26 protein-coding genes and 1 pseudogene are annotated in these 24,132 nt (G+C 46.4%); 13 read left to right on the forward strand and 14 right to left on the reverse strand.

All coding sequences use genetic code 11. The features are described 5' to 3' along the window. The first annotated feature begins 38 nt into the window (after positions 1–38). The 4 genes from QEO93_RS04090 to QEO93_RS04105 are packed head-to-tail and all read left to right on the forward strand — an operon-like array spanning position 39 to position 3,314. Entirely contained in the window at positions 39–929 is an 891-nt protein-coding gene (locus QEO93_RS04090; RefSeq protein WP_032137065.1) for a hypothetical protein, read from the forward strand. Next, on the forward strand, positions 917–1,234 hold the full coding sequence (locus QEO93_RS04095) for a hypothetical protein (RefSeq protein WP_032137064.1): 318 nt from the start codon (positions 917–919) through the stop codon (positions 1,232–1,234). Before QEO93_RS04090 ends, QEO93_RS04095 begins: the two co-directional genes overlap by 13 nt. Before the next feature lie 15 nt (positions 1,235–1,249). Continuing rightward, positions 1,250–3,064, forward strand: coding sequence for a hypothetical protein (locus QEO93_RS04100; protein ID WP_052368711.1), 1,815 nt, complete (start codon positions 1,250–1,252; stop codon positions 3,062–3,064). Positions 3,065–3,083: 19 nt separating this feature from the next. After that, positions 3,084–3,314 carry a hypothetical protein gene (locus QEO93_RS04105; protein ID WP_085815589.1) on the forward strand — a complete coding sequence of 77 codons (231 nt, stop codon included), beginning with the start codon at positions 3,084–3,086 and terminating at the stop codon, positions 3,312–3,314. Positions 3,315–3,492: 178 nt separating this feature from the next. Here the strand turns inward: QEO93_RS04105 and QEO93_RS04110 are convergent, their stop codons facing one another. Further along, the gene (locus QEO93_RS04110) at positions 3,493–4,308 is read right to left on the reverse strand and encodes a KilA-N domain-containing protein (protein WP_085815590.1); all 816 of its coding nucleotides are present in this window, start codon (positions 4,306–4,308) and stop codon (positions 3,493–3,495) included. A gap of 658 nt (positions 4,309–4,966) precedes the next feature. Here QEO93_RS04110 and QEO93_RS04115 point away from each other — a divergent pair. The 5 genes from QEO93_RS04115 to QEO93_RS04135 all read left to right on the forward strand — a co-directional run bounded on the left by QEO93_RS04115 (position 4,967) and on the right by QEO93_RS04135 (position 10,066). Further along, on the forward strand, positions 4,967–5,227 hold the full coding sequence (locus QEO93_RS04115; protein WP_143445750.1) for a hypothetical protein: 261 nt from the start codon (positions 4,967–4,969) through the stop codon (positions 5,225–5,227). A gap of 31 nt (positions 5,228–5,258) precedes the next feature. Then, positions 5,259–8,663, forward strand: coding sequence for a tape measure protein (locus tag QEO93_RS04120; RefSeq protein WP_085815591.1), 3,405 nt, complete (start codon positions 5,259–5,261; stop codon positions 8,661–8,663). A 187-nt stretch (positions 8,664–8,850) separates the two neighbouring features. Continuing rightward, entirely contained in the window at positions 8,851–9,249 is a 399-nt protein-coding gene (locus tag QEO93_RS04125; protein ID WP_032137061.1) for a hypothetical protein, read from the forward strand. After that, a complete protein-coding gene (locus QEO93_RS04130) occupies positions 9,246–9,500 on the forward strand; it encodes a hypothetical protein (RefSeq protein WP_032137060.1) in 255 nt (84 codons plus the stop codon). The genes QEO93_RS04125 and QEO93_RS04130 overlap by 4 nt, the downstream gene beginning before the upstream one ends. Before the next feature lie 56 nt (positions 9,501–9,556). Then, complete coding sequence (locus QEO93_RS04135) at positions 9,557–10,066, forward strand: lysozyme (protein ID WP_245832175.1); 510 nt, start codon at positions 9,557–9,559, stop codon at positions 10,064–10,066. Here the strand turns inward: QEO93_RS04135 and QEO93_RS04140 are convergent. From QEO93_RS04140 to QEO93_RS04175, 8 genes are all read right to left on the reverse strand, one after another. Further along, a complete protein-coding gene (locus tag QEO93_RS04140; RefSeq protein WP_052368768.1) occupies positions 10,009–10,302 on the reverse strand; it encodes a KilA-N domain-containing protein in 294 nt (97 codons plus the stop codon). The two genes, QEO93_RS04135 and QEO93_RS04140, sit on opposite strands and share 58 nt — an antisense overlap. Further along, positions 10,268–10,390 carry a hypothetical protein gene (locus tag QEO93_RS04145; protein ID WP_280642252.1) on the reverse strand — a complete coding sequence of 41 codons (123 nt, stop codon included), beginning with the start codon at positions 10,388–10,390 and terminating at the stop codon, positions 10,268–10,270. Before QEO93_RS04145 ends, QEO93_RS04140 begins: the two co-directional genes overlap by 35 nt. A 950-nt stretch (positions 10,391–11,340) precedes the next feature. Next, positions 11,341–11,796 carry a dehydroquinate synthase/iron-containing alcohol dehydrogenase family protein gene (locus tag QEO93_RS04150; RefSeq protein WP_209434857.1) on the reverse strand — a complete coding sequence of 152 codons (456 nt, stop codon included), beginning with the start codon at positions 11,794–11,796 and terminating at the stop codon, positions 11,341–11,343. Further along, the gene (locus QEO93_RS04155; RefSeq protein WP_209434858.1) at positions 11,787–12,488 is read right to left on the reverse strand and encodes an iron-containing alcohol dehydrogenase; all 702 of its coding nucleotides are present in this window, start codon (positions 12,486–12,488) and stop codon (positions 11,787–11,789) included. Before QEO93_RS04155 ends, QEO93_RS04150 begins: the two co-directional genes overlap by 10 nt. Positions 12,489–12,701: 213 nt before the next feature. Then, the gene (locus tag QEO93_RS04160; RefSeq protein WP_032137516.1) at positions 12,702–13,439 is read right to left on the reverse strand and encodes a HesA/MoeB/ThiF family protein; all 738 of its coding nucleotides are present in this window, start codon (positions 13,437–13,439) and stop codon (positions 12,702–12,704) included. A 59-nt stretch (positions 13,440–13,498) separates the two neighbouring features. After that, on the reverse strand, positions 13,499–13,630 hold the full coding sequence (locus tag QEO93_RS04165) for a hypothetical protein (RefSeq protein WP_280642253.1): 132 nt from the start codon (positions 13,628–13,630) through the stop codon (positions 13,499–13,501). 324 nt (positions 13,631–13,954) lie between these two features. Further along, positions 13,955–15,724 carry an ABC transporter ATP-binding protein/permease gene (locus QEO93_RS04170; RefSeq protein ID WP_085815592.1) on the reverse strand — a complete coding sequence of 590 codons (1,770 nt, stop codon included), beginning with the start codon at positions 15,722–15,724 and terminating at the stop codon, positions 13,955–13,957. A gap of 54 nt (positions 15,725–15,778) precedes the next feature. Continuing rightward, positions 15,779–16,294 (reverse strand): protein disulfide oxidoreductase, encoded by a 516-nt coding sequence (locus QEO93_RS04175; RefSeq protein WP_032137530.1) that lies wholly within the window; start codon positions 16,292–16,294, stop codon positions 15,779–15,781. 114 nt (positions 16,295–16,408) lie between these two features. On the opposite strand from QEO93_RS04175, the gene QEO93_RS04180 reads away from it, so the two are divergent. From QEO93_RS04180 to QEO93_RS04190, 3 genes are all read left to right on the forward strand, one after another. After that, a complete protein-coding gene (locus QEO93_RS04180; protein WP_032137519.1) occupies positions 16,409–17,101 on the forward strand; it encodes a DUF4184 family protein in 693 nt (230 codons plus the stop codon). Between the two features lie 677 nt (positions 17,102–17,778). Beyond that, positions 17,779–18,903 (forward strand): succinyl-diaminopimelate desuccinylase, encoded by a 1,125-nt coding sequence (dapE, locus tag QEO93_RS04185; RefSeq protein ID WP_032137521.1) that lies wholly within the window; start codon positions 17,779–17,781, stop codon positions 18,901–18,903. Between the two features lie 104 nt (positions 18,904–19,007). Beyond that, positions 19,008–19,394, forward strand: a complete 387-nt coding sequence (locus QEO93_RS04190) for a lysozyme inhibitor LprI family protein (protein WP_052368769.1) — start codon at positions 19,008–19,010, stop codon at positions 19,392–19,394. Positions 19,395–19,430: 36 nt separating this feature from the next. Here QEO93_RS04190 and tehB read toward each other — a convergent pair. Together tehB and QEO93_RS04200 are read right to left on the reverse strand one after the other, a co-directional pair. Next, a pseudogene (gene tehB / locus QEO93_RS04195) lies at positions 19,431–20,027 on the reverse strand (tellurite resistance methyltransferase TehB); the annotation flags it as partial. 39 nt (positions 20,028–20,066) lie between these two features. After that, the gene (locus QEO93_RS04200; RefSeq protein WP_032137523.1) at positions 20,067–20,294 is read right to left on the reverse strand and encodes a sulfurtransferase TusA family protein; all 228 of its coding nucleotides are present in this window, start codon (positions 20,292–20,294) and stop codon (positions 20,067–20,069) included. 134 nt (positions 20,295–20,428) lie between these two features. On the opposite strand from QEO93_RS04200, the gene QEO93_RS04205 reads away from it, so the two are divergent. After that, positions 20,429–20,788 carry a hypothetical protein gene (locus QEO93_RS04205; protein WP_032137524.1) on the forward strand — a complete coding sequence of 120 codons (360 nt, stop codon included), beginning with the start codon at positions 20,429–20,431 and terminating at the stop codon, positions 20,786–20,788. 49 nt (positions 20,789–20,837) lie between these two features. Here QEO93_RS04205 and QEO93_RS04210 read toward each other — a convergent pair whose 3' ends face one another. From QEO93_RS04210 to QEO93_RS04220, 3 genes are all read right to left on the reverse strand, one after another. Further along, positions 20,838–21,125, reverse strand: coding sequence for a hypothetical protein (locus QEO93_RS04210; protein ID WP_032137525.1), 288 nt, complete (start codon positions 21,123–21,125; stop codon positions 20,838–20,840). Positions 21,126–21,127: 2 nt separating this feature from the next. Next, complete coding sequence (hemE, locus tag QEO93_RS04215) at positions 21,128–22,195, reverse strand: uroporphyrinogen decarboxylase (RefSeq protein ID WP_032137526.1); 1,068 nt, start codon at positions 22,193–22,195, stop codon at positions 21,128–21,130. 224 nt (positions 22,196–22,419) lie between these two features. After that, positions 22,420–24,084: a YdgA family protein gene (locus tag QEO93_RS04220; RefSeq protein ID WP_032137527.1), complete on the reverse strand. Its 1,665-nt coding sequence runs from the start codon at positions 24,082–24,084 to the stop codon at positions 22,420–22,422. Positions 24,085–24,132: the final 48 nt, after the last annotated feature.

Below are 24,132 nucleotides of genomic sequence, written 5' to 3' on the forward strand. Positions count from 1 at the left end.
TTTCATTATTCAAATCTTAATTAACAAGGAAACCTCTCATGCCAACCGTAATCCCTCACACCCCCACACGCGTTCCTGTAACTGTTTACCGCGCCACAGATGAGGGCGCACCTGTTTTAAAAAACGAAAAAGGCAGCCTGAAAACCCTACTCAAAACCGTATTAGCAGGCGATGGCTACGGCAATAAAAAATCTCTGCGCTGGCAGATGTATGAAGAAACCAGCACCGAAGTAACGTTTCACTATGGCACAGGGTTTGGGCTGAAAGTGGACAATGCCAACAACGGTTACATCAACACGCATATGGTTCACGGGGACAAGTTTGAAACGTATTTGGGCAACAGCAACCAAAGTCTCAATCATTTCGCGCATATCAACAATTACGCTATGCAAAACTGGCTGTTGGTTGGACACAGCAAAGGCTTTATGCTTGTGCTGCCTGAAAGCACCAGAACCTCGCAAATCTTGTTCTTTGGCGAAACGGTAGGCTTTTTTAAAAACGAGCGCAATGTGGCTTATGTTAATACGTCGTATGGTTATTCTAATACTTGGGATAACGGTTCATTAAACGATAGCTCCCATTGTCCAATCTTAATGCCCAGCTCTGCCTTCAAAGACCCAACAGGCGCATTTAGCCCACCTACAACGGTGGTGGTTAATCCCTTATCCCCATTCAGCACCACCGCCTTAACCTTTCCAGACACCTTGTACCAAAACTGCTTAGCCAGCGCGATAACATTAGTGGAACAAGACGGCTCACCGCGCAGCATCCTACCTGCGCTATTTTGGTCGGCGCACGATTTGCAAGACGTGAGCGAATTGAGCAAAGTGGAAATGCAAGACGGGCAAGACTACATCAAGCTCAACTTGCACGATAGTGGCGAAAGAACCCACTGTTTCGTCCTCAATGTAACCGAATGGGAACTGTAACCATGTTGCTCAACCACCAAAGACTACTCAACCACGGTGCACGTTACAAAGGCAACGCCTACATTTCAGGCGAAGGAACAGGCATTGTTACCGTGAACGGCAAACCCTACGCCTGCCTCGTCATCGCACTAGACCGCGAAACCTTAGAAACCGCGCGCAAAGTGTGGAGCGACACCGACGGCAATTACGTGCTGTACAACCTCAATCCCGACAAGGAATACATTGTAATGGCGATTGACCCCAAAAAGGAATACGAACCCCCAACATGGGACTGCATTAAGCCATTTGTTGCGCAGTCCGCATAAAAGGCAGCCTGAAACATGCAAAGCAACGCCATTTCACTCACTTTCACACAGTTGCGCCGCACACCGCCAGCGTCCAACACCTTGCCGCTTGCATTGGGCAAAACGCAGCCTGAAACCCCAATCAATCCCACACCGCAGCCTGAAAAGCCTGAAACCAAACCCATTGTGGCGACTGATTTCAGCGTGGGCGTGTCTCAACACAGCGCATTGGCGCATTGTGTGCAGCACCGCAGTCAAGTTGCCAGCTTATCACTGTCATATACTGCTAACAGCGTGGACGTGATTGATGTTTCAGGCTGCCTGAAGATACGCAACCAAGGTTTACGCAGCCTGAAACGCCACGAGCCAATCCGCCAAACCATTGCGCCGTTTCTTTCAGGCTGCGTTAAAACCGCTCAAGTTGCCCTGAACACACTTTCAGGCTGCCTGAATAACCCAAACACTGCCAGCGAAGCGTTACACAGTTGCGCCAAAACCACTCAAAGCGCAAAGCAACGGCTCAACCGCAGCGCAAACAGCGACTACAGCGCGCAAATCGGTTATCAAAGCGATTGGGAGATTTCATACAGCCGCAGCGCAAGCGTTCACAACTGCCAGCACGGCGATTGGCAACGCGCAGCAGCCGTGCCGTGTGAATGGTATCCCGTGATTGAGTTGCCCGCGCCTGTGCCCAAAAAACGCCCTTGCGGCGCAAAACCCAAAAGCAACGCCGTACCGCTTCACTTCACACGCAGGCGCGGACAAGTCAATTCGCGTGAATTGCCGTTGCCGTTTAGTTGCGGTGGCATGAAAACCGTTATCCCACGATTGGAAAGCTACATTATGCTCAACATTATTTCTGCGACTTCAGGCAGCCTGAAACTCAATCCCCTATCTGCCAGCGCGTCATGCGACACATCGGGTTATTATTGGACGTGCGAAACCACTTTACCGCCCGATGATTTCGCCGCGCTGAATTTGGCGCAATACGACCAAGGCAAAGAGCCGCTGATTACGCTGCAAATCAATGAAGACACGTTTACTTTTATCGCTGAAAGTTACCGTGATAATCGCCAGTTTGGGCAAAACAGCTACACCGTCAGTGGACGCAGCCAAACGGCAAGACTGGGCGCGGATTACGCCCAAATCAAGCAAGGCACAATCAAACAAGCCCTGTACGCCCGACAAATTGCAGACAATGTGTTGGCGGACACGGGCTATCGTATTGGCGATTGGTCCATTCCCGATTGGCTTGTGCCAGCAAATGTGTATAGCTTGGCGGATAAAACGCCGATTGCTGTGATTGCAGATATTGCGGAAGCGGCAGGCGGTTTTGTGGAAAGCGATACGAGCGAGCGGATTATTCATGTGAAACCGCGTTACAAAACGGCGGCGTGGTTACTTCAGCAGGCACAATTTGATGTTTCTGTGCCAACGAATGTGATTGTGCAGATTAGCGGTCAAAAGCAGATTTCAACGCAATGTTACGGCGTGTTTGTGGTTGCGACGCATAATCAAGGAGTGTTTCGGAAAGTGGTTCGCCAAGAAAGCGCAGGTAGCCCTGAAGCTAGCACATTAAGTCATGCGCTTTATACGGAAAACAGTGTGTGTCAGTCGGCAGGGATTGCCGCTTTGAGTGATACAGGGGCAAGCAAAACGGAACAAATCGATTTGCCGATTATGCCGAAGTATGGGCTGGGACGCGCAAAGTTGGGCGATATTTGGCAAGTGGCGGAAACTAATGGTTCGTGGGTGAGCGTGGTGAAGAGTGTGAGTATTTCGGTTGAAATGGAAAACGATGCGCCCAAAATCATGCAAAGCGTGGGCGTGTTTCGGTATTTGGGTGAGTAGGCAGCCTGAAAGGAATAACATGAATTTATTACAACAATTCAATGCGATTTTTAAAAATGAAACGCGGTCTGTCGCCAAAATCACGGTGAAAACGGAGACGGGTTACATCGCGCAAACGCAATCGGGGAATGAAGTTCGCTTACGTGGCAGCAGCTACAACGTGGGCGATAATGTGTTTTATGAACGCAGCACAGGCGCGATTTTGGAAACCGCGCCTGATTTGCCGTTGGTGGAACTACGGGTTTTGTGAGGGTTTCAGGCTGCGTATTTATTTTTTTTGATTTCTCGGACAGCTGAAAATTCAGCTTTCCGAAAAAATCAATGAGTTACGTTTATTTTGCCTGTTTTGGCGGTAGCAAAAAAGCAGCCTGCACCCCAAAAGGATACAAGCTGCTCAATCACGTTTCACATTAATACAACTAGCCCAATCAAACCGCAGCCGTAGCAATAACCTGTCGTTTCACATACTCAGTCGCATCACATGTCAAAGCGGATAAATTTTGCGGATTGTGTTCCAAGAAAAACGAACGAACCATTTTAAAAGTCGGCTCAGTCTCATGCACAAAAGACCACAGCGCACCCGATCGGCTCAAGCCCAAATCGCAAAACGCAGACAGATAACGTTTCACAAACAAACGCATATCTTGAGCGTGAAACAGCAAACGCCCCATAGCCAAAACCAACTCATCATCAACCGTTGTCGCCATGGGTTCGGCTGGCTTATCCAGCACTTCGCCCATTAATACGCGATGCACATATTCCACCGCTTCGGGTAACTGCGCTTGGCTTAATTCGTCCAACGCGCCAACAGCAAAGCGTTGATGTATCAGCTTGTAGGCTTCGGAATAGTTGAGACCTTTTTTAACAATGAGCATATTCACAGCATTGCGCAACGGTGTTCTGTCGTCTGATGTGGTTTTAGGGGCGATTTTCAGGCTGCCTGAAACCACCGCATCAAAGGTGCGGATAACCAGCAAAAAGAATTTTGCGCTAATCCAAGTAGCATAAGCGTAAACCAGTTCTTTGCAGACGAAAGTGCCGCGATTTTTGCCGCCTTGCGATGTGGTAACAGCCACGCCGCCTTGCGCTTCGATTTCGGCGATCAGCTCTTGGGTTTGTTTATTACGCAGCCAAAAAGCAGGTTGTTGTTTTTCATCCCCGCCGCTGGCTTTGTGTAAATCGTTCAGATTGTAAAGTTGATTATCAGTTTGACGAATGGTTACGTTTGAAATTTGAATGTTCATGACGAACTCCTATGTGATTTAGTTTAAAGAATGCCCTAATTAAGGGGGCAGGTTTCAACTACCGCACATAGACGGCTGCCGCTATTTCCCCGAAAGGTATTTTATTCACGGCTATCAACCCGCCATTGCTAGGATTTTGTGTTCTGCAAATTTGCAGAACAGCAAAAATTCAACAAGTTAGATTGTATAGATACAAAAAAGCCGCGCTGACGGGGCGATTTGTACCGCTATGTGTTTAGTAGTGCCGCAATCATAAGGCAGCCTGCCACTTGGTGTCAAGTTTTTTTATAATAAAAAGCAGCCTGCACTTGCACAAGATTATTGGCGCGTGTTATAGTTAAACCTACAAGCGAAAACAGCGCGAAGCCTCCAATTTCGCGCTGGGTTGAGTTAGTCGAATTGTTTATTTAGGTTTTGTTACCAAACGTTGGAAGCGATAAGCAACAAAATCAAAGTGATTAAGACTTTCTTCATATTAACCTCCTTTCTCTTGCAACAAGCCCTGCACCGTGCAGGGCTTTTCTTTTGGAAGCTCTTAATCTCAATGTGTATATTATAGTCGCAGATATAATAAAAGTCAAGAAAAATATAATATTTTTTACAACAACACGCCCGAAAATATAACACTTTCGGGCGTTTTTTTCATGGAGATAGGGTTATGCTTATATGGATATTAAAATACTGGAAAATGATTGCGTATGCGTTGGCGTGTGCAGGCTGCTTGATTGCGTTGAATGTGTTGGTTTATCGGCACGGCAAGGCGCAATACGGCTGTGGAGCGTGCAGGCTGCTTGATTGCGTTGAATGTGTTGGTTTATCGGCACGGCAAGGCGCAATACGGCTGTGGAGCGTGCAGGCGGTGCATTTGTATCACGATTGCAAGGCACGGCATGGGGCGTTGGTCAAAGCGGTTGAGTAAAAAAAGCAGCCTAAATTACGGATAAAACATCATGTCAAACACAAATTTAGATTTTAAAATGCGCTTGAAAGCGGAAACAGCGGATTTCAGCAAGGCGTTGAAAAAGGTTAATGATGAGCTAAAACAAGTTCGCAGCAACGCCAGTCTTGTGCCAAAACCAACAGCAAACAACACGCAAACCGCAGAAGCCAAACGCGCAGCGAAAGAACGCACGCAGGCGGAGCGTGAACACAATCGTACGGCGCGAATGTTGGCGCGCGAGTTGGAACGTGAACGCGTGAAATCGGAACGCGCCGCAAAAGAAGCCGCAAAAGAAAAAGCGCTGTCTGAAAAACAGGCAGCGCAAGAAAGAGTGGCTGGCAAGAATTTTCAGGCTGGTTTGTATCAAGATATTGGTATCCGCTCAAAAGGCGAAATTGAAGCGGAAATCAAAAAGGTTCAATTATCGTTGCAAGCCTTGAAAGCGAGCGGCACGGCAACAGGCGCGGAATTGCAACGCGCAGCCGCAGCCGCTAAAGCGCGTGTGAAAGAGTTGAACGCGGAATTGAAAGACGCGCCAAAAACCAATCTTTCGCCGTTGTCTATGTCTATTGGCGGTATTGGCGCGGCGGCTGTGGGCGCGGTGGCTTCTGTGGCAGCTTTGGGCAAAGGTGTTAGCGATGTATTGGCGGCAACGCAGGAATTGCAAGCCATTCAAACGCGCTTCACTTATGCGTTTAACGGTGCGGAAGAGGGCGCAAAACAGCTTCAATTTGTTCGTGAAGAGGCGAACCGTTTAGGCTTGGAATTTACAGGCGCGGCAAATGGTTACGCGCAATTAGCGTCCGCAACCAAAGAATTGAACATCAGTCAGGAGCAAACGCAGGGCATTTTTAAGGGTGTGGCAAGTGCTGTGGCTGGCATGGGTTTGTCGGCAGATGAGGCGAACGGTGTTTTCCTTGCGTTGAGCCAAATCGCAGGTAAAGGCAAAGTCAGCATGGAAGAGCTGCGCGGTCAGTTGGGCGAACGCTTAACACCTGCGATGAGTATTGCGGCTAAGGCGATGGGCGTAACCACGGCTGAATTAGAAAAAATGGTTGAGAACGGCATTTCTGCTGAAAAATTCTTGCCAAAATTCGGCGCGGCTTTGGAAGATGCGTTTAGTGATACGGCGGCGAAAAACGCGGAAAGTTTGACGGGTCAAATCAATTTGCTGAAAAACCGTTACAACGAGTTTTTAACGAGCTTGGGTAATGGCGGTGTGGGCGATGCGGCGATTGCGATTTTTAAAGACATTTCGTCTGCTATGGACACGGTTCAAACCAAACTCAATGAGTTTATGCAATCGCAGGACGGGCAACAACTTCAGGCTGCGTTGAAACAAGCTTATGAGTTGATTAAGCAGATTGGCACAACTGCGATTGGTGTGTTTGATACGCTGCAATCTACAGCTACCGATATGTTTAGTTCATTTGGGGACGGGGAACAAAAGGTTACTTTGCTGCAAGGCGCGTTAAATGGCGTTGCGCTGGCTATGGCGGCGATTGGGGACGGCGTGAGCGGTGTGCAAATTGCGTTTAATATGTTTGCAGGCGCGGTTAAGGATTTGATGAGTGCTGTAGCAATGCACTTATCCAAATTGTCGTTTGGCGACCTATCGCGTGATTTGGAAAACTACGCTGACCGTATGCACAATAAGGCGCAGGAAAGCTACGATAAAGCGCAACAGCAAGCCATGCAGTTTGATAGCAGCCTGAAAAAAGTGTTGGTGAATATTGCAGAAACGAGCAACAGCGCAGGCGTGGCATACGACCAAACCGCCGCCGCAACACAAAAAGCAACTGCTGCCACGGAAGAATACGCGCAAGCCTTAACCCAAGAGCAGCAAAAAGCCAAAGAGTTAGATAAGGCATTCAAGGACGCGCAATCCGCCGCGCAAGATTTGGGCGTGGACATGAAAGCGGCAACCAATGAAGTAGGCGCGGCAACCACTGGAGCGTTGGAGAACGTGCAAAAGCTGGCGGATAACTTTGATGTGCTGAAACAAAAAAGTGTGGACGCTGGGCGGTTAATCCGTGAAGCTCTTTCAGGCAGCCTGAAAAACGCAATCAATGAAAAAGATATTGCGGCGATTGTTGCGAAATATCAGGAATTGGGGCAGGCGGGTAAGTTGTCGATGCAGGACGTGGAAAGCGGTGTTTTGTCGGCAAAAATGCGTTTGCAGGAATTGCGCGAAGAAACCGATCCTACGGCACAAGCGTTTAAGAAATTGGGCGTGCAGACTAAGGAAGCAATGAAGTTGTCGGCGGAGGAAAGCAAACAGGCTTTTGAACGTGTGAAGCAAAGCGGACAGGCAACGGCGGACGAAGTGAAAAAGGCGTTTGAAAAAACAGCTGAAGCGATGTTGCGATCGGGCGATGCGGCACAACAAGCGTGGGTGAAAGCTCAGGCTTCTGCGTATAACTATAAGGTTAAAGTGGACGAAACAGGCAAAGCCGCGCTGGAATCTGCTCAACAAGTTAAACAGGCAGCCCAAACGCAGACGCAAGCGTTTAATAAAGCCAGCGAAGCGGCAGATGAAACGGCGCAAAGTACTGAAAGCATTGGTGCTGCTGCGCAAAGTAGCGGACAACAAATTTCTGAATTTGGTCAAAAAATTATTGAAACATACAGGAATATTCACCCGCTGGGCTATAGCTTTGCTGATGCACAGATGGGCGCTGCACTAATGGCAAATGGCGCATGGTCGCAATTCGTGGACTATATGTGGAACATGCACGATGAAGTAAACCGCGCGATTTCTCAGCTCAATCAATCCACGGAAAGCGGCATCGGCACAGCACAAGCGTTGGCAAAAGCCGAAGTTCTAGCTGCCAACAATGCCGACAAGCTGGATAAAACCACGCTGGATAACTTGAAAAACGCCATCGCTCAAGCTCGTCAAGAAATGCAAGCCTTAGCAGAAGATGCAGCTAACACTCTTCAAACCGCAGAAAAAGAACTGCTGAAACTGCAAGGCAAAACCGAGCAAGTGGAGGATATGGAACGAAAACAAAAAATTGCGGAATTGAGCAAAAAGCAAAAAGACGCAGAGCGCAAAGGCAACACCAAAGCGGCGCAGGATTATCAAGCCACGATTAACGTTACCGAGCAGACTTACCGTTTGAAAGCTCAGCAAAAAGCTGAAGCTAAAGCGAAGGAAGAGGCGGAGCGTGTTGAAGCAGAACGTCAAGCACAGCAAGAAGAAGCAGAACGCCAACAGCGCGAACAGGCGCAGGCGAAAACGGTTAAGCAGCCCGTGTCTATTTCGTTGCCTGAAGCGCCGTCTGTGGATTTGGGTAAGCTTGATTTGAGCGGGCTGACTAGTCAGCTTAATCGCCGTGATAAAGATGTAGTTAATCAAGCCGCGCAGCAAGTTATCAATAAATTGCAGCAGCAGTTGAAAGCGCGAACTTAACAGCCTGAAGTTTTTTTCAGGCTGCATTTTTTTGTAAATACAAATCCCTGAAACTGGAACTTTCAGGGGATTTGTTTTATTGGGCGCGGCGGCGGTGTTGGCGATTATGGGTTATTTTGCAGTGCAGATTATTCACGCAGCCTGAAATGAGTTTTCAGGCTGCATTTTTTCACAGAAAGGAAAAAATATGTCAGTTGAAACTGGAGCGGCTACGGCTCACGGTGTTTATGCGCTGAATGTTGGTTTGGTCGGGATTACGGGAACGTTTTTAGGCATGCCGATTGAGGCGATGATTTTAGGCGCGGCAGGTTGCGCAATCGCGTTGGGGCGTGGTGGCATTGTAACGCGTGGTAAGGCGGTCAGCACGATTATTGCAAGCATGATGTTTGCAGGCACAGCAAGCCCAGCAGTGGCGGCGTGGTTAATTAATCATGTGGATTTGGGTGCACCGCAAGAAGAAGTGCTGTATTTCAAGGCGCTTGTGCCGTTTGCGATTGGCGGCGGCTGGCAATGGGCGTTACCGCGCATTATTGCGAAAGCGGATGTTTTGTGGGCGAAATATGTTGGCAAAGGGGATAAATCATGATGATTTTGAACGGGATTTGTGGGGTGATTATTTTTGTGTTTTGCGCGTGCCGTTTGGGCGGTAAAGAGTGGCAGCATGCGAGCCTTGAATTTTGGTCGTATGTGTTTTTGTTGCCTTGTTCCGTAGGTATTGCTATGTCGGAAACGCCGCCAACGCTGGAAAGTTTGTCGTTTCGTGTGGGCGTGGCGGCTTATTTTGTCGCGCGGTCTTGGCGGATTGGGCGGTTGAAGTATGTGATGTTTGGGAAGTAGTAGCTGCTTGGGATTTTTCAGGCTGCATTTTTTTGAAAGGAATTGAAATGGCTGAAATGCTGAAAAAATCAGCGGCTGAAGTGGTTGCTGAAACAGTGAATGCTGATTTACATGTTGATGATGTAGGCTTTGATTTGATTGCACGGCTGGAAGGTAAACGTAATCACGCTTATTTGGATAGCGTGAAAATTCCCACAATCGGCATTGGTTTCACACGCTATACTTTGGGTGAACGTGCTGGGCAAGCGGTGAAAATGGGGGATTTTTTGAGTGATGATGAAATCCGTTCGGAATTTGCTAATCAAGTTTTGACGTATGAAAACGGTGTCAAAAACGCCGTGAAAGTAGTACTAACACAATCGCAATTAAACGCGTGTGTGAGTTTGTGCTACAACATTGGTGTTGGCGCGTTTGCGAAGTCAAGCATTTGCCGCTTGCTCAATCAGCAAAAATATCAGGCAGCATGCAAGGCGTTTGCGTTGTATAACAAGGCTGGTGGGCGTGTAATTCAAGGATTGGCTAATCGCCGCGCAATGGAAATGAAGGAATTTTTTAGAAATGGGTGATTAAACGTAGCCTGAAAATGTTTTTGTGGCATTTTCAGGCTACGTTTTGTTGTGTGAGAAAATTCAGGCGAAATCCACATCGCATAATGAATAACCAACTCTTTGCAAACGAATGTGCCGCGATTTTTGCCACCTTGTGAAGTGGTGACTGCAGTTTTGCCTTCGCTTTCAATTTCGGCAATCAGTTCTTGGGTTTGTTGGTTACGCAGCCAGTTTGACTGGTTTGTGATTTTCATTACTGCCTGCTGCTTTGTGCAAATCATTTAAATTGAAAAATTGATTGTCATTTTGGCGAATTGCCACATTAGAGATTTGAATGTTCATGATGAACTCCTATTAGTAATTGATTGATGATTGCCACAAAATAGGTGGCGGGCTTCAATCACCGCTAATAGTCGGCGGAACTTATTTCCCTTGCAGGTATTGTATTACGTTCTCTCGACCCGCCTTTGACCTGTTATTTTTCAGTCCGCATATTTGAGGAGTGAAATAAAATCAAAGGCTTAAATCTTAATTTTTGAGATAGACACAAAAAAGCCGCATCTGACGGGTGCGATTGTGAACCGCTATTAGTAAGTGATGTTGTAAATTCTGCCTTGCTGTTGGCTGCTTGTCAAGATTTTTTTAATTTCAGTGTTCCGCAAATATGCGGAACATATAAAAATCAATAATTTAGACTAATAGATAGGTAACAAAAAAATCCGCACATGGCGGATTTGTAAAAAAGAATTACCCAAAATGGGTGGAGGTTGTCCTACACAAAACGAATGTGTTGGGTCGTTACCGATACCCACAACCCCCCATAACTTGAAATTCTGTTGCAATAACACACGAAAGGGCAACAAAATGAGAAATAGAAGATGTATAGATACAAAAAAGCCGTGCTGTTGCACGGTTGGCAACGTAAGGATAGGAAGCCCGAATCATAATCGCCTTATTTCAAAAATGCAAATTTTTTTGCATTCTCCATCTCCTTAATTTTCAGGAATAGGCAATAATCAATAACTTAACTAATTTTTCCTTTTCTAAAAATTGCAACATTTTTTTGTATTTCCCATCGGCTGAATTTTCAGCTTATGGCAATAATCAATAACTTACGTTTTTTCAGGCTGCTTTTTTGTGGCTTATTTGTCTTAATTTGTTCAAAAAAATAAAATTTGCGTGCATTTTTTTGAAAATGAACAAATGTAATTTATTGATTTATTGCGAATAACAAAATCCCTGTGGCGTGCCATATTCAAAAACCCTGTTTCATTCAGAAACAGGGTTTTTCGTTATTTCGCCAACGCAAAAATCTCAGCAATCGCTTCACGCGTGTAAACATCATCCAACTGCTTATAAACCGCATCTTTTGCAGCCGTATCAATCACTTGCTCCAACACGCTGCCTGAAATATTCAGTTGTGCCAAGCTGGTTGGCGTACCAATTTTGTCAAACCACGCTTTCAATGCCGCAATCCCCTCTTCTGCCGTGTTCAAACCAAAAATCTCTTTGGCAAAACGCTCAAATTGCGGACGATTGCGCTCTTTAAACCAAGTCATCCAAGCAGGCATTACCACAGACAACCCAGCCCCATGCGGCACATCGCACACCGCGCCCATTGCGTGTTCAATCATGTGATTAGGGAACGACAAGCCAAACGTGCCAACGTGCGTTAAACCATTCAACGCCATTGTTGCCGCCCATGCAAAATCGCCACGCGCTTCGGTATCGTCAGGATTTACCAACAAAGCTCAGTCGTTTTGATGATGGTTTTGATGTTGGCTTCCACTTGCAAATTAATGATTTCAGGCTGCACTTTTGCCGTGAAATAGCCTTCAATAGAATGCGCAATCACGTCTGAAGCGGAATACACCAAATAATCGCGGCTCACGGTGGCTTGCAATTTTGGGTTAATCACGGAAACTTTTGGGTACAACGCTGCGCCGTAAAGTGAATATTTTTGCAGCGTGGCTTCGTTGGTAATCACGCAGCCGCCGTTCATTTCGCTGCCTGTGGCGGCTAGGGTCATGATGTCAAAAATCGGCAAGGCTTCGGTAATTGGCGTTTTGTTTAGGAAACAGTCCCACAGATTGCCTGTGTATTTTGCGCCTGCGGCAATGGCTTTCGCGCTGTCCAAGCACGAGCCACCGCCCACGCTCAAAATGCAGTCTGCGCCTGATGATTTTGCCAGCGTAATCCCTTCTTCTACTTTGCTGAAGACTGGGTTGCTTTTAATACCGCCGAGTTCCACAAAATCAATGCCTTGCACTTTCAGGCTGCCTGAAACAGTGTCGAATAAACCTGATTGTTTGATGCGGTTGCTGCCATACACCAGCAGGGCTTTTTTTACGCCAAACGCTTGCATATATTCACCGATGTGTTGCTCTTTGTCTTCGCCAAATTCGATACGTGTGGGATTGCAGAAACTGAATGCGTACATGATTTGTGTCCTTTGTTTTGTGGTTTTAAAAGGGTAATCATACGCTTTTTTCAGGTTGAAACCTCTGCAAAATCTTCATCTTTGGCATTTTTCTTCGCTATGCGCTGCTATAGCTTTGAAAACTGCTCAAATCTGAAGTTTTGCAAATGTTTCAGGCTGCGAAAATGTTTTCAGGCTGCGTTTTGTTCTGTAAAACGCAGCCTGAAAACTGTTTTATTCATGTGTACCGCACACTGTACAACGTGGATTTTTCGCAAATTTAAAATTCTGCCACTCCCCCGTCAGCGCGGAATAACAGCGCAGCACGTTATTTGGCACGGGCAGACCCATTAAAATTTTCAGCGCGTCCACCGCTTGCAAGCTGCCAATCACACCCACGAGCGGCGAAAACACGCCAAACAACGCACACGCACCATCGTCTGCCTGCGCCATATCAAACACGCACGCATAACAGCCCAAATCAGGGCGATACACAGCAAGCTGCCCATCAAAACGCACCGCCGCGCCTGAAACCAGCGGCTTTTTCTGCGCGACACAAGCCGCGTTAATCGCTTGGCGCGTAGCGAAATTGTCGCTGCAATCCAAGACAACATCAGCGCGTTGGGCAAGTTGGTTCAACTCAGTTTTGCCAAGGTATTGCGTGTGGACTTCCACTTGGCAACTGGGGTTTCTTTGCTGCAAAAATTGCGCCATTTTTTCGGCTTTCAGGCTGCCGATGTCGGTTTCCGCGTAGGGAATTTGGCGTTGTAGGTTCGTGTCGTCAATCGTGTCGAGGTCGGCGATGATGATTTTGCCTAGCCCTGCGGCGGCAAGATACGGCAGCGCAGCAGAACCGAGTCCGCCGCAGCCAATCACAAGCGCGGTGGATTGCAGCAATTTTTCTTGGTTTTCTATGCCGATTTCGTTCAGCAAAATATGGCGACTGTATCGCAGAAGTTGTTGGTCGTTCATGGTTTGGGTTCTTTTTTTTTGAAGTTTGAAAATGCAGCCTGAAAAATGGGGGCGTTGTTTCAGGCTGCAAATAGGTTTGTGAATTTTTGCGGTTGAACATGGCGTTGCGCCGCCATACCCACGCTTTGGGTTTGTGAAATGTGGCTTGTTGCAGCCTGAAAAATATGTCGGCTATGAACCCGACATACCACTTATTTAATTTGATTGTTAATTAAACCACGCATAATGGTTTTGGTACTTTCTTTAATCCCTTTCCTGTTCTTAAGTTGGAATTTTTGAAATAGAACAACTAAAAGAATCCTTAGCTCTGGTTCCATACCGAATCTTAATTCACACTGTTGGACTCTAGGACTATGGTCGCACTTAATATAACTCACCAAATTCCCTTGATTATCTCTTTCCACATACAAATCATTAATAAGTGCAAATTTATTTTTCATATGATTACCCTCTCGTAGGATATTTGAAGAATTAGCATTATTCTGTTACGGATTTTGCTCACCAATAAACACTTATCAACAATCACAACCGCCCACAATATTCACGCTTTTGCTATGCAACGCTTCCAACGTGCTGCGATGCCCCACGCTCACAATCATACTTTCGGGCAGCGTTTTGCGGATAAGCTGATACAGCGCGGTTTCAGTCGGTTCGTCCAGCGCGGCGGTAGATTCGTCCAACAAAATCAGTTTGGGCTGGGCGAGCAACACGCGCACAAACGCAATGCGCTGCAATTCACCAGGCGACAAAATGTGTTGCCAGTCTTTCACTTTGTGCAGGTGTTCAACCAAATGCGCGAGCGAGCAATCATTCAACGCGCGGCGCAGCGTGTCTTCATCGGGCGACAAATCGGGATAGCAAATCGCTTCTTTCAGGCTGCCTTGTGGCACATACGCGCGTTGTGGCACGAACATGGTTTCGCGCAAATCGGGGGCGCAAATGCAGCCTGAACCGCCATGCGTCCACAAGTTCGCAAGCAAGCGCAGCAGCGATGTCTTACCGCAGCCTGAAACGCCTTTAATCAGCAAACTTTCGCCGTTTTTCACGTTTAAGTTGATGTTATCAATCAAGATTTCGCCATTAGGGCGCAACAGGGCAACTTGGCTAAGTTTCAGGCTGCCTGAAACGATTTGTCTTTCAGGCTGCGTGGGGTGTGGGTCGGTTTCCATGCTGGCGAGAAAACCGCTGAGCCGCTCTAATCGGGCACGATAGGCGGTGAATTGTTCGTAAAATAGGCGGAAAAACGATAGGGCTTTTTGCAGTCGGGCAAAGGCTTGCACGGTTTGCTGAATGTCGCCGATTTTGATTTGCCCTGCGAACAGGCGTGGGGCTTGCAAAATAATCGGCAAGAGTTGTATGCCTTGCGAAAACATGTCGTTGAAGCCGCTGAGTCCTATGCTTTGTCGGGCGATTCGCCAACGGTTGCGAATGATGTCGGCGAAGCATTGCGATAGGCGTTGTTGCTCGACGGTTTCGCCGTGATAAAAAGCGACGCTTTCGGCGTGGTCGCGCACTCGGATGAGGGAATAGCGGTAGTCGCCGTTGAGCCGTTCATTTTCATAATTGTATTGAATCAGTGGGTTACCTATCCACATGGCGGCAAATGTGGCAAGGATAACAAAAGTAAACACAGCGAAAACTAAGCCGTGGGGAATGCTGATTCCGAAGACGTTTAACACACCTGCCAGTCCCCATAATACGATGCCAAATTCGAGCGATGAAATCACGGAATTGAGCATTCCGCGCACAAATTCGATGGTGTTATCGATGAAGGTTTGTGCATCTTGCTGGATACGTTGGTCGATGTTATCGGGGGTGTAGCGGCGCATTTGTAGGTGGTAATAGTTTTTGTGCGCGAGCCATTTGGTGATAAGGACGCGGTTGAGCCGCTCTGACCATTTGATGGCGAGAGCTTGGTCGAAGAAATCGTTTACTGCGCCGTTGAATGTTCGCAGCAGCACAACGGCGGTGTTCATGGCGGCGAATTGCCAAAAGGCGGTTACGTTCATATCTTGCATGGACGTGTATAAACCGCTGGACATAAAGGTGCTTAATACGTTTAGGCGGACTTCAGTGAGCAGCAGGATAAGCATGGCGATGATGAATGCGATGATTTTCAGGCTGCTTTTTTTGTCGAGACAGGGGGTGATAACGTGGCGGAATTGTCGCGCAAATTGGGTGCGGCTAACGAGTGCGAGAATAATCGCGACAACAATAAGAATGCCACCTAGTGTTTGTAAGAGCCAAACGGGGGTGGCGTATAGGGTGGTTTGCCATTTTTGCATGGGTTTGGGTTTTCAGGCTGAGCTAAATAGGAAAGAGTCGTATTTTGCCATACTTCAGGCAGCCTGAAAAATATTCGCCAACACAATTCGCGTTTTCAAGCCCCAATAGCTTGCCAATCCCGTTGTGCTGTGAACCACTTTCCCATTTTTAATTAACACGATTGTTGGCGTAACTTTCACGCCCCACGCTTGCGATAATTCGCCGCGTTCATCGTTAATCGTGTCAAACGCAAGCTGATTTTGCTGCAAATAATCGCCCACCTCTTTCAAGCTGCCTGAACGCAACGCCACACCCAAAACAGGCACACCGTCCGCGTGTAAATCTTGAATCACAGGCGATGTGTGTTTGCAAATCCCACACCAGCTACCCCAAAAATACAGCACCAAAGTTTGGTTTTCGCTTGCCGTTGCCAACGTGGTTTGGCGGTTTTGCAGCGTGGTAAACGGCGCAGTTGCTGCGTTCACAGGTGCGGACGGTTTGCGCCAATAATCTACCGCCACGCTAATGATGAGCAGCATCAGCAGCGTTTGTGCGATTTGTTTTGTCCAGTAAATGAATTTTGCTTTCATAGATTTGATGTGTGAAAAAATGGAATTGTAGCAAAACACATTTTCAGGCTGCCTGAAAGCTAATTTTTACATTAAAATAAAACGATAGTTAATTTAAATTTACAGGAGAAATAAATGCCATTTACCCTTGCCCACCCTGTCGCCGTTTTACCATTGGCGCGTTGTCGTTACGCATATTTGCCTGCATTGGTGCTGGGCAGCATTGCGCCTGATTTGCCATATTTTTTGGGCGGACGTGCGGCGTTTAGCTGGGGGCATTCGTTGCTTGGCGCGGTGTATTTAGTGCCGTTATGCGCTATTTTGTATGGTTTTTATGTGAAATTTTGGCGTGAAGCATTGCGAGATTATTTGCCTTGTTGCATCAATCCATTTACGCCCACTTTCAGGCTGCCTGAATGGTGGATTTGGCTGTGTTCGCTGTTTTTCGGAATCGCAACGCATGATTTTTTAGACGCTTTTACGCATGAAACAGGTTATTTTGTAAACCATTTGCCGTTTTTGCGTGAATATTTTTTGGGGCTGCCTGTGTTTAAATGGCTGCAATATAGTGGCGGCGTTTTGGGTTTGGCGGCGTGTGGCTGGTTTATGTGGCGATTTCGAGTGGCGCAAAATGGGCGCGTATCGAAACAACAGAAATGGCATTTTTGGGCGAAATGTGGCGCGTTGGCATTGATTGGTTTGGGATTGTGGCAATGGCTTGCGCCTGTGGCGTTGGGGAATTTGGCGACTGCTGTGATTCGCGCGGTAGATTGCGCGGTAGTCGCTTTTAGTTTATTGACGATAAAATGGCGTTTTCAGGCAGTCTGAAAACCCATGGCACACTAAATAACTCAAACAAGAAAATTACCATGTTTTTCAATAAAGACAGTTTCTTATTTGCACTTATGTTACTGGGTAGCCTAATTTTTACCACTTTCTCTGGTTGGAATTTTCATCTATCAGAAAAATCGTTTTTTATGGCAACACAGAAACATTATGTTGCTAACACTTTGATTTATTGAAATTATGTATATAAAAACTATGATTTTCTTTCTTTTCAATTAGGCGGCCGAACAGCAAGAGTGCAATGTAATGTAAGAACGAATAAATTAGCTCCTCAAGAATATAAAATCCTCTGTGATAAATCTTTGGTTGGCCAAACCATTCAAGCAAAAAACATCGAATTTTTAGACCTTATGCACTCAAGAAAAGACGGCATTTTTCTAAAAGGCACATTTTATACAAATGGGAAAACCATTGTTTTAAATATCAATAAGCAATCCGATTTTGTGCAAAATTCCATCTCCTCTACCAAAAGAAGTTTTTGGATATGGTATGCGCTCGCTGGCGGTTCATTAACATATTGTCTGATTTGTATCGTGCTTATTATTGATGAACGAAGACGGTATTGGAAATCCAACTAGCGCAATTTATTTTCAGGCAGCCTGAAAATGCTAAATTACGTTAAAATTCCCCTTTTAAACCCTTTTCAGGCAGCCTGAAACATGAAAACACTCGAATTAGCCAAACAAATCCTAGCCGAACAATCCATTACCCCAGACGACAAAAATTGCCAAAAAATCCTGATTGACCGCCTACGCGCCATCGGATTTAGTATCAAAGAAATGCACTTTGGCGACACCAAAAATTTCTACGCCAAACTCGGCGACACCGCGCCCGTACTCTGTTTCGCAGGACACACCGATGTCGTGCCAACAGGCGATTTGAGCAAATGGACATTCGACCCATTCACGCCCACCGAACACAACGGCAAACTCTACGCACGCGGCGTAGCAGACATGAAAACCGCCATTGCCTGCTTCGTTACCGCTTGCGAACGCTTCGTTGCCGCAAACCCCGATTTTTCAGGCAGCCTAGCCCTATTAATCACATCAGACGAAGAAGGCGACGGCTACGACGGCACAACCAAAGTCGTTGAAAAATTAAAAGAACGCGGCGAAACTTTAGATTACTGCATTGTCGGCGAACCCACCGCCGTGAACCAAGTTGGCGATATGCTGAAAAACGGCAGACGCGGCTCACTTTCAGGCAGCCTGACTGTGCAAGGCAAACAAGGACACATCGCCTATCCCCATTTAGCGAAAAACCCAATCCACGCCGCCGCCCCAGCACTCGCAGAACTCGCTGCCACTGAATGGGACAAAGGCAACGCCTATTTCCCAGCCACCAGCTTCCAAATTTCCAACATCAATGGTGGCACAGGCGCAACAAATGTAATCCCAGCCACCGTAAACGTGAAATTCAACTTCCGTTTTTCCACCGAACAAACCGAAGGCAGCCTGAAAACGCGCGTTCACGAAATTTTGGATAAACACGGCTTGGATTACGATTTGGTGTGGAATTTGTCGGGCAATCCGTTTTTGACCGAAGCTGGCAAATTAACCGAAATCGCCCAAGCTGCGTGCGCCGAAATTTGCGGTGTTACGCCCGAATTGTCCACCACAGGCGGCACGTCAGACGGGCGTTTCATCAAAGCGATTGCGCGTGAATTGATTGAATTGGGTTTTGTGAATGCGACCATCCACCAAATTGACGAGCATATTGAATTGGCAGACATTCCAAAATTATCCGCTGTGTATGAAAAAATGATGGTTGAATTATTGAAATAAATTTTCAGGCTGCTTTTTTAGTAAACAACAAAAATGTAGGCTGGGTCGCGACCCAGCCTACAAATTGTCATGTACTTTCAGGCTGCCTGAAACGGGAGTAAACAATGAATAAAATCAATTTATTAATCAGTGCGACATTGTTATTGAGTGCGCCAAGTTTTGCCAGCAAACCAACCAAAATTACAGAGTGTTGGAATAAAACAAAAGCAAACGGTATCACATCAGAAATGCGAGATTGCACCGCGCTTGAAACTGAATACCATGATAAACGGCTCAATCAAGTCTATCAAAAACTACTGTCTAAATTATCGCCTGAGAAACAAAAAGCTCTGCGCCACGAGCAACGTGCTTGGTTAAAAAACATACACCAGCAAACAGACGCAGCCTATACCGAAATAGGTGGCACAATGGATTTGCTCAATGGCGATGGCGTGATTCTGACAGAAACAGAAAAACGCGCGAATGAATTAGAACATCGGTTAAACCAATAAGGCAGCCTGAAAACTATTTTCAGGCTGCCTTATTGGTTACGGCTTACGCGCCAACATCGTAACAAACTTCAACTGCACAGGATTGCCATTCGCATCACGCGCGTGCATTGAACCGATTTCTTCACGGTATTCCACCATTTCCCAATCCGCATAATATTCACGCAATTCATTCTCTTTAAACGTAAACGAAAACGGCATGTGGCACGGATAATCCGCCGTATCCATCGCCGACACAATCAGATTGTACCCACCCGAAACCGTATGCGCCTGCATGTCCGCCAAAATCGCAGGCACGCGCTCACGTTGCAAGAACATGAACACCACAGTCGCCACCATCAAACCATATTCGCCTTGAATTTGCGCTTGATTCATATCATAAGTCAGCGTATTCATTGGCAAATTTTCATGCGCCGCCAAATCCGCCAGTTGCGACACGCCACTAGGGTTGTAATCGCAAGCCGTTACATCAAAACCGTTCAACGCCAAATACAACGCGTTTCGCCCTTGACCACAACCCAAATCCAGCGCGGTTGTTGGTTTCACTCCATGCTCTTCCACCGCTGCGACCACCGCAGAATGGGTTACTGTCATGCCATATTTTTCATTGAAATAAGTTGCTTTATTCATTCTAAACCTTTCTTGTTAAATTAAATTTTTCAGGCAGCCTGAAAACTATTTATGCTTAATCACCAACTCAAACACACCGTCTTCACGCGTAGTCAATGAAAGTAACTCATGCCCAGTATGCTTGCAAAATGCCGCAAAATCATCAGGCGCGCCAGCGTCCGTCGCCAACACTTTCACCACCGCCCCACTCTCCATCATTGCCAACGCCTTTTTGGTGCGCAACATCGGCATGGGGCACTTTAACCCCGTTAAATCTAAGACTATTTCAGACATGACTTTTACTCCTTGCTTGTCAATTAAATGATAACTTATGCTAAAATACGAAAATTATTCAGCAGAAATAACACTCTTTACTGCAAAATACTACTATTATAAAATGCCAATTCTTTAGAAGGACACGAGAAAAAATGAGTTTTAAACGTTCCGCTGCAATTTTAAACGAGCTACCTGGTCTATACGGCGCAATTATTACCAATTTTGAAAGTAAACAACTACTTGAAGAACCAATTGGTAATTCATTGCCGATGAAAGACATAGTAGAAAGCGCATCAGACACTATTCGCTACCAACGCAATTCTATTTTAGACATGGATTTCTGCGACGTAGTAGAACACATGATTACTGTAACACCGCACTATAATCTGATTCACTATCTTGTTCCACATTTCGACAACGTATTGATTTTCGCCATCGTGCGCCGCAACACACCGTTGCCGATTATCTTGCGCACACTAGAGCAAGCTGGCGACGCAATGCGCGGTTGGTAAACCAAACAACAAAAAGCAGCCTGAAAGTTATTTTTCAGGCTGCTTTTTATTATGGGTGCGCTTTAAACCACATCGCCATCGCATAACACGCGATACCCAAAACGCTCAAAATCGCAAACACAATTCCCTTTTTTCGCGCATTCGGGCAAACCCAATACACGCTCAAGCTAAAGCTAAAAAATAAGGAAATCGCCACCCATATCATTTTGGGCGAATTTTGATAGCGGTTCAGCGTATAAGTTTCCGTGAGCATCACATACATCTGCCACAAGCCAGCCAACGCCAGCAACGGAATACCGAGCATATACAGCAAAACCGCATAATCCAAATGGCTCATTTTCAGGCTGCCTGATGATAATGGCGCGACAAATCATGCACCGTTTCCACCAAAATTTCCACCTGTTCAGGGTTAGTAAACTGATTGATACCGTGTCCCAAATTGAACACATGACCTGAACCGTTGCCATACGCTTCCAAAATATGCGCCACTTCCGCGCAAATTGATTTTTGCGTACCAAACAGCGCAAACGGGTCCATATTGCCTTGCAACGCCACTTTATCGCCGACGCGTGCGCGCGCTTGCGCCATCTCCACCGTCCAGTCTAAGCCCAACGCGTCCGCGCCTGTATCTGCCAGCAATTCCAGCCATTGTCCACCACCTTTTGTGAACACAATCACAGGCACACGGCGACCTTCATTTTCACGTTTCAAACCACTAATGATTTGTTTCATATAACGCAAACTAAATTCTTGGAATGCAGAATGGCTCAACACACCGCCCCAAGTATCAAAAATTTGCACCGCTTGTGCGCCGCAAACAATTTGCGTGTTTAGATATTCCGTAACCGTTTGCGCGGTAATATCCAAAATTTTGTGCAACAAATCAGGGTGTGAATACAACATCGTTTTCACTTTGCGCCAATCTTTGCTGCCGCCACCTTCAATCATGTAGCACGCCAAAGTGAACGGGCTGCCTGAAAAACCAATCAATGGCACGCGTCCATCAATCGCTTTGCGGATAGATGAAACTGCGTCAAACACATAACGCAATTTTTCCATATCAGGCACAGTCAGCAATTCAATATTGGCTTCATCGTCTAACGGGCGTTCAAATTTCGGGCCTTCGCCAGCTTCAAAATACAAGCCCAAACCCATTGCGTCTGGAATGGTCAAAATATCTGAAAATAAAATGGCTGCGTCCAAATTGTAGCGGTCAATCGGCTGCAAGGTGACTTCGGTTGCCAAATCTACGCTGTGGCATAAATCCAAAAAATTGCCTGCAAATGAACGAGTTGCCTTGTATTCTGGCAAATAACGCCCTGCTTGGCGCATTAACCAAATTGGGGTGTATTCAACAGGTTCGCGCAGCAAAGCACGCAAAAAAGTATCATTTTGAAGCTGTGTCATGGGGTTATCCTTTGTTTAGTTTTCAGGCTGCCTGAATATTTTGGTGCGCGAGGCGCACCCTACTATTGTGTTGTTTAATTTTCAGGCTGCCTGAAAAAATAAGGCAGCCTGAAAATATAGTTGATGCAATTATTTTTTGATACAAGGCGACAACGCCCGCCGTGTGCATATAGCACATAAGGGCATTGGCAACGCAGTAGCAAAAGATAAGTGCATTAACTATTTTATTGTGCAGCCGAAGCCGCGTTATCTTCTTCCAAACCTGCAAACAAATCTTCATCAGTTTGCGTTTTAAACTGATGATTGTTCAACATAATTTGGCTCTTATCTACCACCAGTTTGGTTTTAACTGAACCATTCTCTTGCACCAAATAACCGTCTTGCTGCATGTTTTTGATGGTTTGCGCCACCAGCAAACGAATGGTCTCGCCAACTTCTTGTTGTTCTTGTTCGTTGGTTGGGTCGTTTACCGCAAACAAGCTACGCATTTGTGCAATCGAGAAATCTTCAATCAAACTTTGTGAAACGTCTAAATTTAATTCCGCGTGCATTTTTGCCAACATCGGAGCAATCGCGTTCAAATCTTCTTTTTGCAAGCCTGTGAATTTCAGACTGCCTGAAGTTTGAATATGCCCTGTTGGGGTTTGGAAATTAAATTTTTTCACAGTGAAAACAGGGTTGTTTGTAAAAATCCCTGCGCCTTCTGTGCGAACGGCTGTTAAATATTTCGCTTGTTGCGCGTCTTCTGCGGCAATGTTTTCAGGCTGCGTTGCCACATCTGAAGCGATTGCTGCGGCAGGTTCAGAGGCGCTAGCGGCTGCAACATTGGCGGCGACTTTGGTTTGTTTTTCATCAGCCGCTAAAGATTGCCATTTGTTTTTCAACGCTAACAAGCTGTCTGTATGGATATGTTCTGCTGCAATATCAATGTCTAACGGTCCGTATTGCTTGTCGCCATAATTGAGCTTGGCAAACGTGAACGCTCCTTCTGAATTGATGAAACCTTTTTCGGGTTCGCTTGTTGTGGTGTCGTAAGTCAGGTTGTCCACGCTGATACTACTTGGCGCAATCGTGCCCGTTGGGTTGATGAAGGCGCCGATTTGCAAATCGGTAATGGTGTTAATCAGGTCGTTCAGGCGCACATCGTAATTGATGCCTTCTTTCCACGAGGCTTCAAAATGCCCCAATTTGGTTTTGGACGAGCCGAGTACGGTTACGCCGTTGCTGCCCATACTGCTGTCGCTGGTGATGTCCAAGTTTTCAAATTTCAGGCTGCCTTTATCTGCCAGTTGGGCGATAAATGATGGCATAACGAAATGGGTTTTGTAAGACGCGAAACCGTGTTGATAGTTGATATTGCCGTCCAAACCTTTCCAGTTCAGCTTGATGCCTGACAATTCTTCATAATCAAATGGGGAAACGTTGAAGGTTAATTCGCCGCTGCCGTCTAGGTGAATTACGTTGCGCATGGTTACGGGCGTTTGTTCACCGAAGAATCGCGCTAAGGTTTTTTTCACTTCGGGGTCGTATTGAAATTCGGTTTCCACGACTGCACGAACAGGCGCTGCGCCGTTGGCAAAGGGGCTGTGATGAACGTGGTGAATCATCGTAATCGGTTTGCTGAGTACGGCGCGGATGTTTTCAGGCAGCTTGTCGCCTAAATTGTTCAGCACTTCGGGTTTGATTTGTAAAACTGTGGTTTCTGTGGAAGTGAACCAGCCTTCATCGTATTGGTGGCTGACTTCTTTTAAGAAGAATGTGTTGGCAATCGTTGCGCGTTGCAACTCTAGGCTTTCGTGCGCTTTGCTGCCTAAATATTTGGGGAAAGTTAAACCGCCGCTTACGGCAATCACTGCCGCTGTTGCGCCGCCAATTAGGGATTTTTTCATGGGATAACGAGTATCTAAATAATGATAAAAATGGAGACAATCATAACA

Origin of the sequence: Kingella negevensis (assembly GCF_030177895.1) — a bacterium.
Lineage (GTDB): Bacteria > Pseudomonadota > Gammaproteobacteria > Burkholderiales > Neisseriaceae > Kingella_C > Kingella_C negevensis.

Excerpts from the sequence above, each read along its gene's own strand:
- QEO93_RS04090 (WP_032137065.1), top strand. The coding sequence starts at position 39 with ATGCCAACCGTAATCCCTCACACCCCCACACGCGTTCCTGTAACTGTT.
- QEO93_RS04095 (WP_032137064.1), top strand. The coding sequence starts at position 917 with ATGGGAACTGTAACCATGTTGCTCAACCACCAAAGACTACTCAACCAC.
- QEO93_RS04100 (WP_052368711.1), top strand. The coding sequence starts at position 1,250 with ATGCAAAGCAACGCCATTTCACTCACTTTCACACAGTTGCGCCGCACA.
- QEO93_RS04105 (WP_085815589.1), top strand. The coding sequence starts at position 3,084 with ATGAATTTATTACAACAATTCAATGCGATTTTTAAAAATGAAACGCGG.
- QEO93_RS04110 (WP_085815590.1), bottom strand. The coding sequence starts at position 4,308 with ATGAACATTCAAATTTCAAACGTAACCATTCGTCAAACTGATAATCAA.
- QEO93_RS04115 (WP_143445750.1), top strand. The coding sequence starts at position 4,967 with ATGCTTATATGGATATTAAAATACTGGAAAATGATTGCGTATGCGTTG.
- QEO93_RS04120 (WP_085815591.1), top strand. The coding sequence starts at position 5,259 with ATGTCAAACACAAATTTAGATTTTAAAATGCGCTTGAAAGCGGAAACA.
- QEO93_RS04125 (WP_032137061.1), top strand. The coding sequence starts at position 8,851 with ATGTCAGTTGAAACTGGAGCGGCTACGGCTCACGGTGTTTATGCGCTG.
- QEO93_RS04130 (WP_032137060.1), top strand. The coding sequence starts at position 9,246 with ATGATGATTTTGAACGGGATTTGTGGGGTGATTATTTTTGTGTTTTGC.
- QEO93_RS04135 (WP_245832175.1), top strand. The coding sequence starts at position 9,557 with ATGCTGAAAAAATCAGCGGCTGAAGTGGTTGCTGAAACAGTGAATGCT.
- QEO93_RS04140 (WP_052368768.1), bottom strand. The coding sequence starts at position 10,302 with ATGAAAATCACAAACCAGTCAAACTGGCTGCGTAACCAACAAACCCAA.
- QEO93_RS04145 (WP_280642252.1), bottom strand. The coding sequence starts at position 10,390 with ATGAACATTCAAATCTCTAATGTGGCAATTCGCCAAAATGACAATCAA.
- QEO93_RS04155 (WP_209434858.1), bottom strand. The coding sequence starts at position 12,488 with ATGTACGCATTCAGTTTCTGCAATCCCACACGTATCGAATTTGGCGAA.
- QEO93_RS04160 (WP_032137516.1), bottom strand. The coding sequence starts at position 13,439 with ATGAACGACCAACAACTTCTGCGATACAGTCGCCATATTTTGCTGAAC.
- QEO93_RS04170 (WP_085815592.1), bottom strand. The coding sequence starts at position 15,724 with ATGCAAAAATGGCAAACCACCCTATACGCCACCCCCGTTTGGCTCTTA.
- QEO93_RS04175 (WP_032137530.1), bottom strand. The coding sequence starts at position 16,294 with ATGAAAGCAAAATTCATTTACTGGACAAAACAAATCGCACAAACGCTG.
- QEO93_RS04180 (WP_032137519.1), top strand. The coding sequence starts at position 16,409 with ATGCCATTTACCCTTGCCCACCCTGTCGCCGTTTTACCATTGGCGCGT.
- dapE (WP_032137521.1), top strand. The coding sequence starts at position 17,779 with ATGAAAACACTCGAATTAGCCAAACAAATCCTAGCCGAACAATCCATT.
- QEO93_RS04190 (WP_052368769.1), top strand. The coding sequence starts at position 19,008 with ATGAATAAAATCAATTTATTAATCAGTGCGACATTGTTATTGAGTGCG.
- QEO93_RS04200 (WP_032137523.1), bottom strand. The coding sequence starts at position 20,294 with ATGTCTGAAATAGTCTTAGATTTAACGGGGTTAAAGTGCCCCATGCCG.
- QEO93_RS04205 (WP_032137524.1), top strand. The coding sequence starts at position 20,429 with ATGAGTTTTAAACGTTCCGCTGCAATTTTAAACGAGCTACCTGGTCTA.
- QEO93_RS04210 (WP_032137525.1), bottom strand. The coding sequence starts at position 21,125 with ATGAGCCATTTGGATTATGCGGTTTTGCTGTATATGCTCGGTATTCCG.
- hemE (WP_032137526.1), bottom strand. The coding sequence starts at position 22,195 with ATGACACAGCTTCAAAATGATACTTTTTTGCGTGCTTTGCTGCGCGAA.
- QEO93_RS04220 (WP_032137527.1), bottom strand. The coding sequence starts at position 24,084 with ATGAAAAAATCCCTAATTGGCGGCGCAACAGCGGCAGTGATTGCCGTA.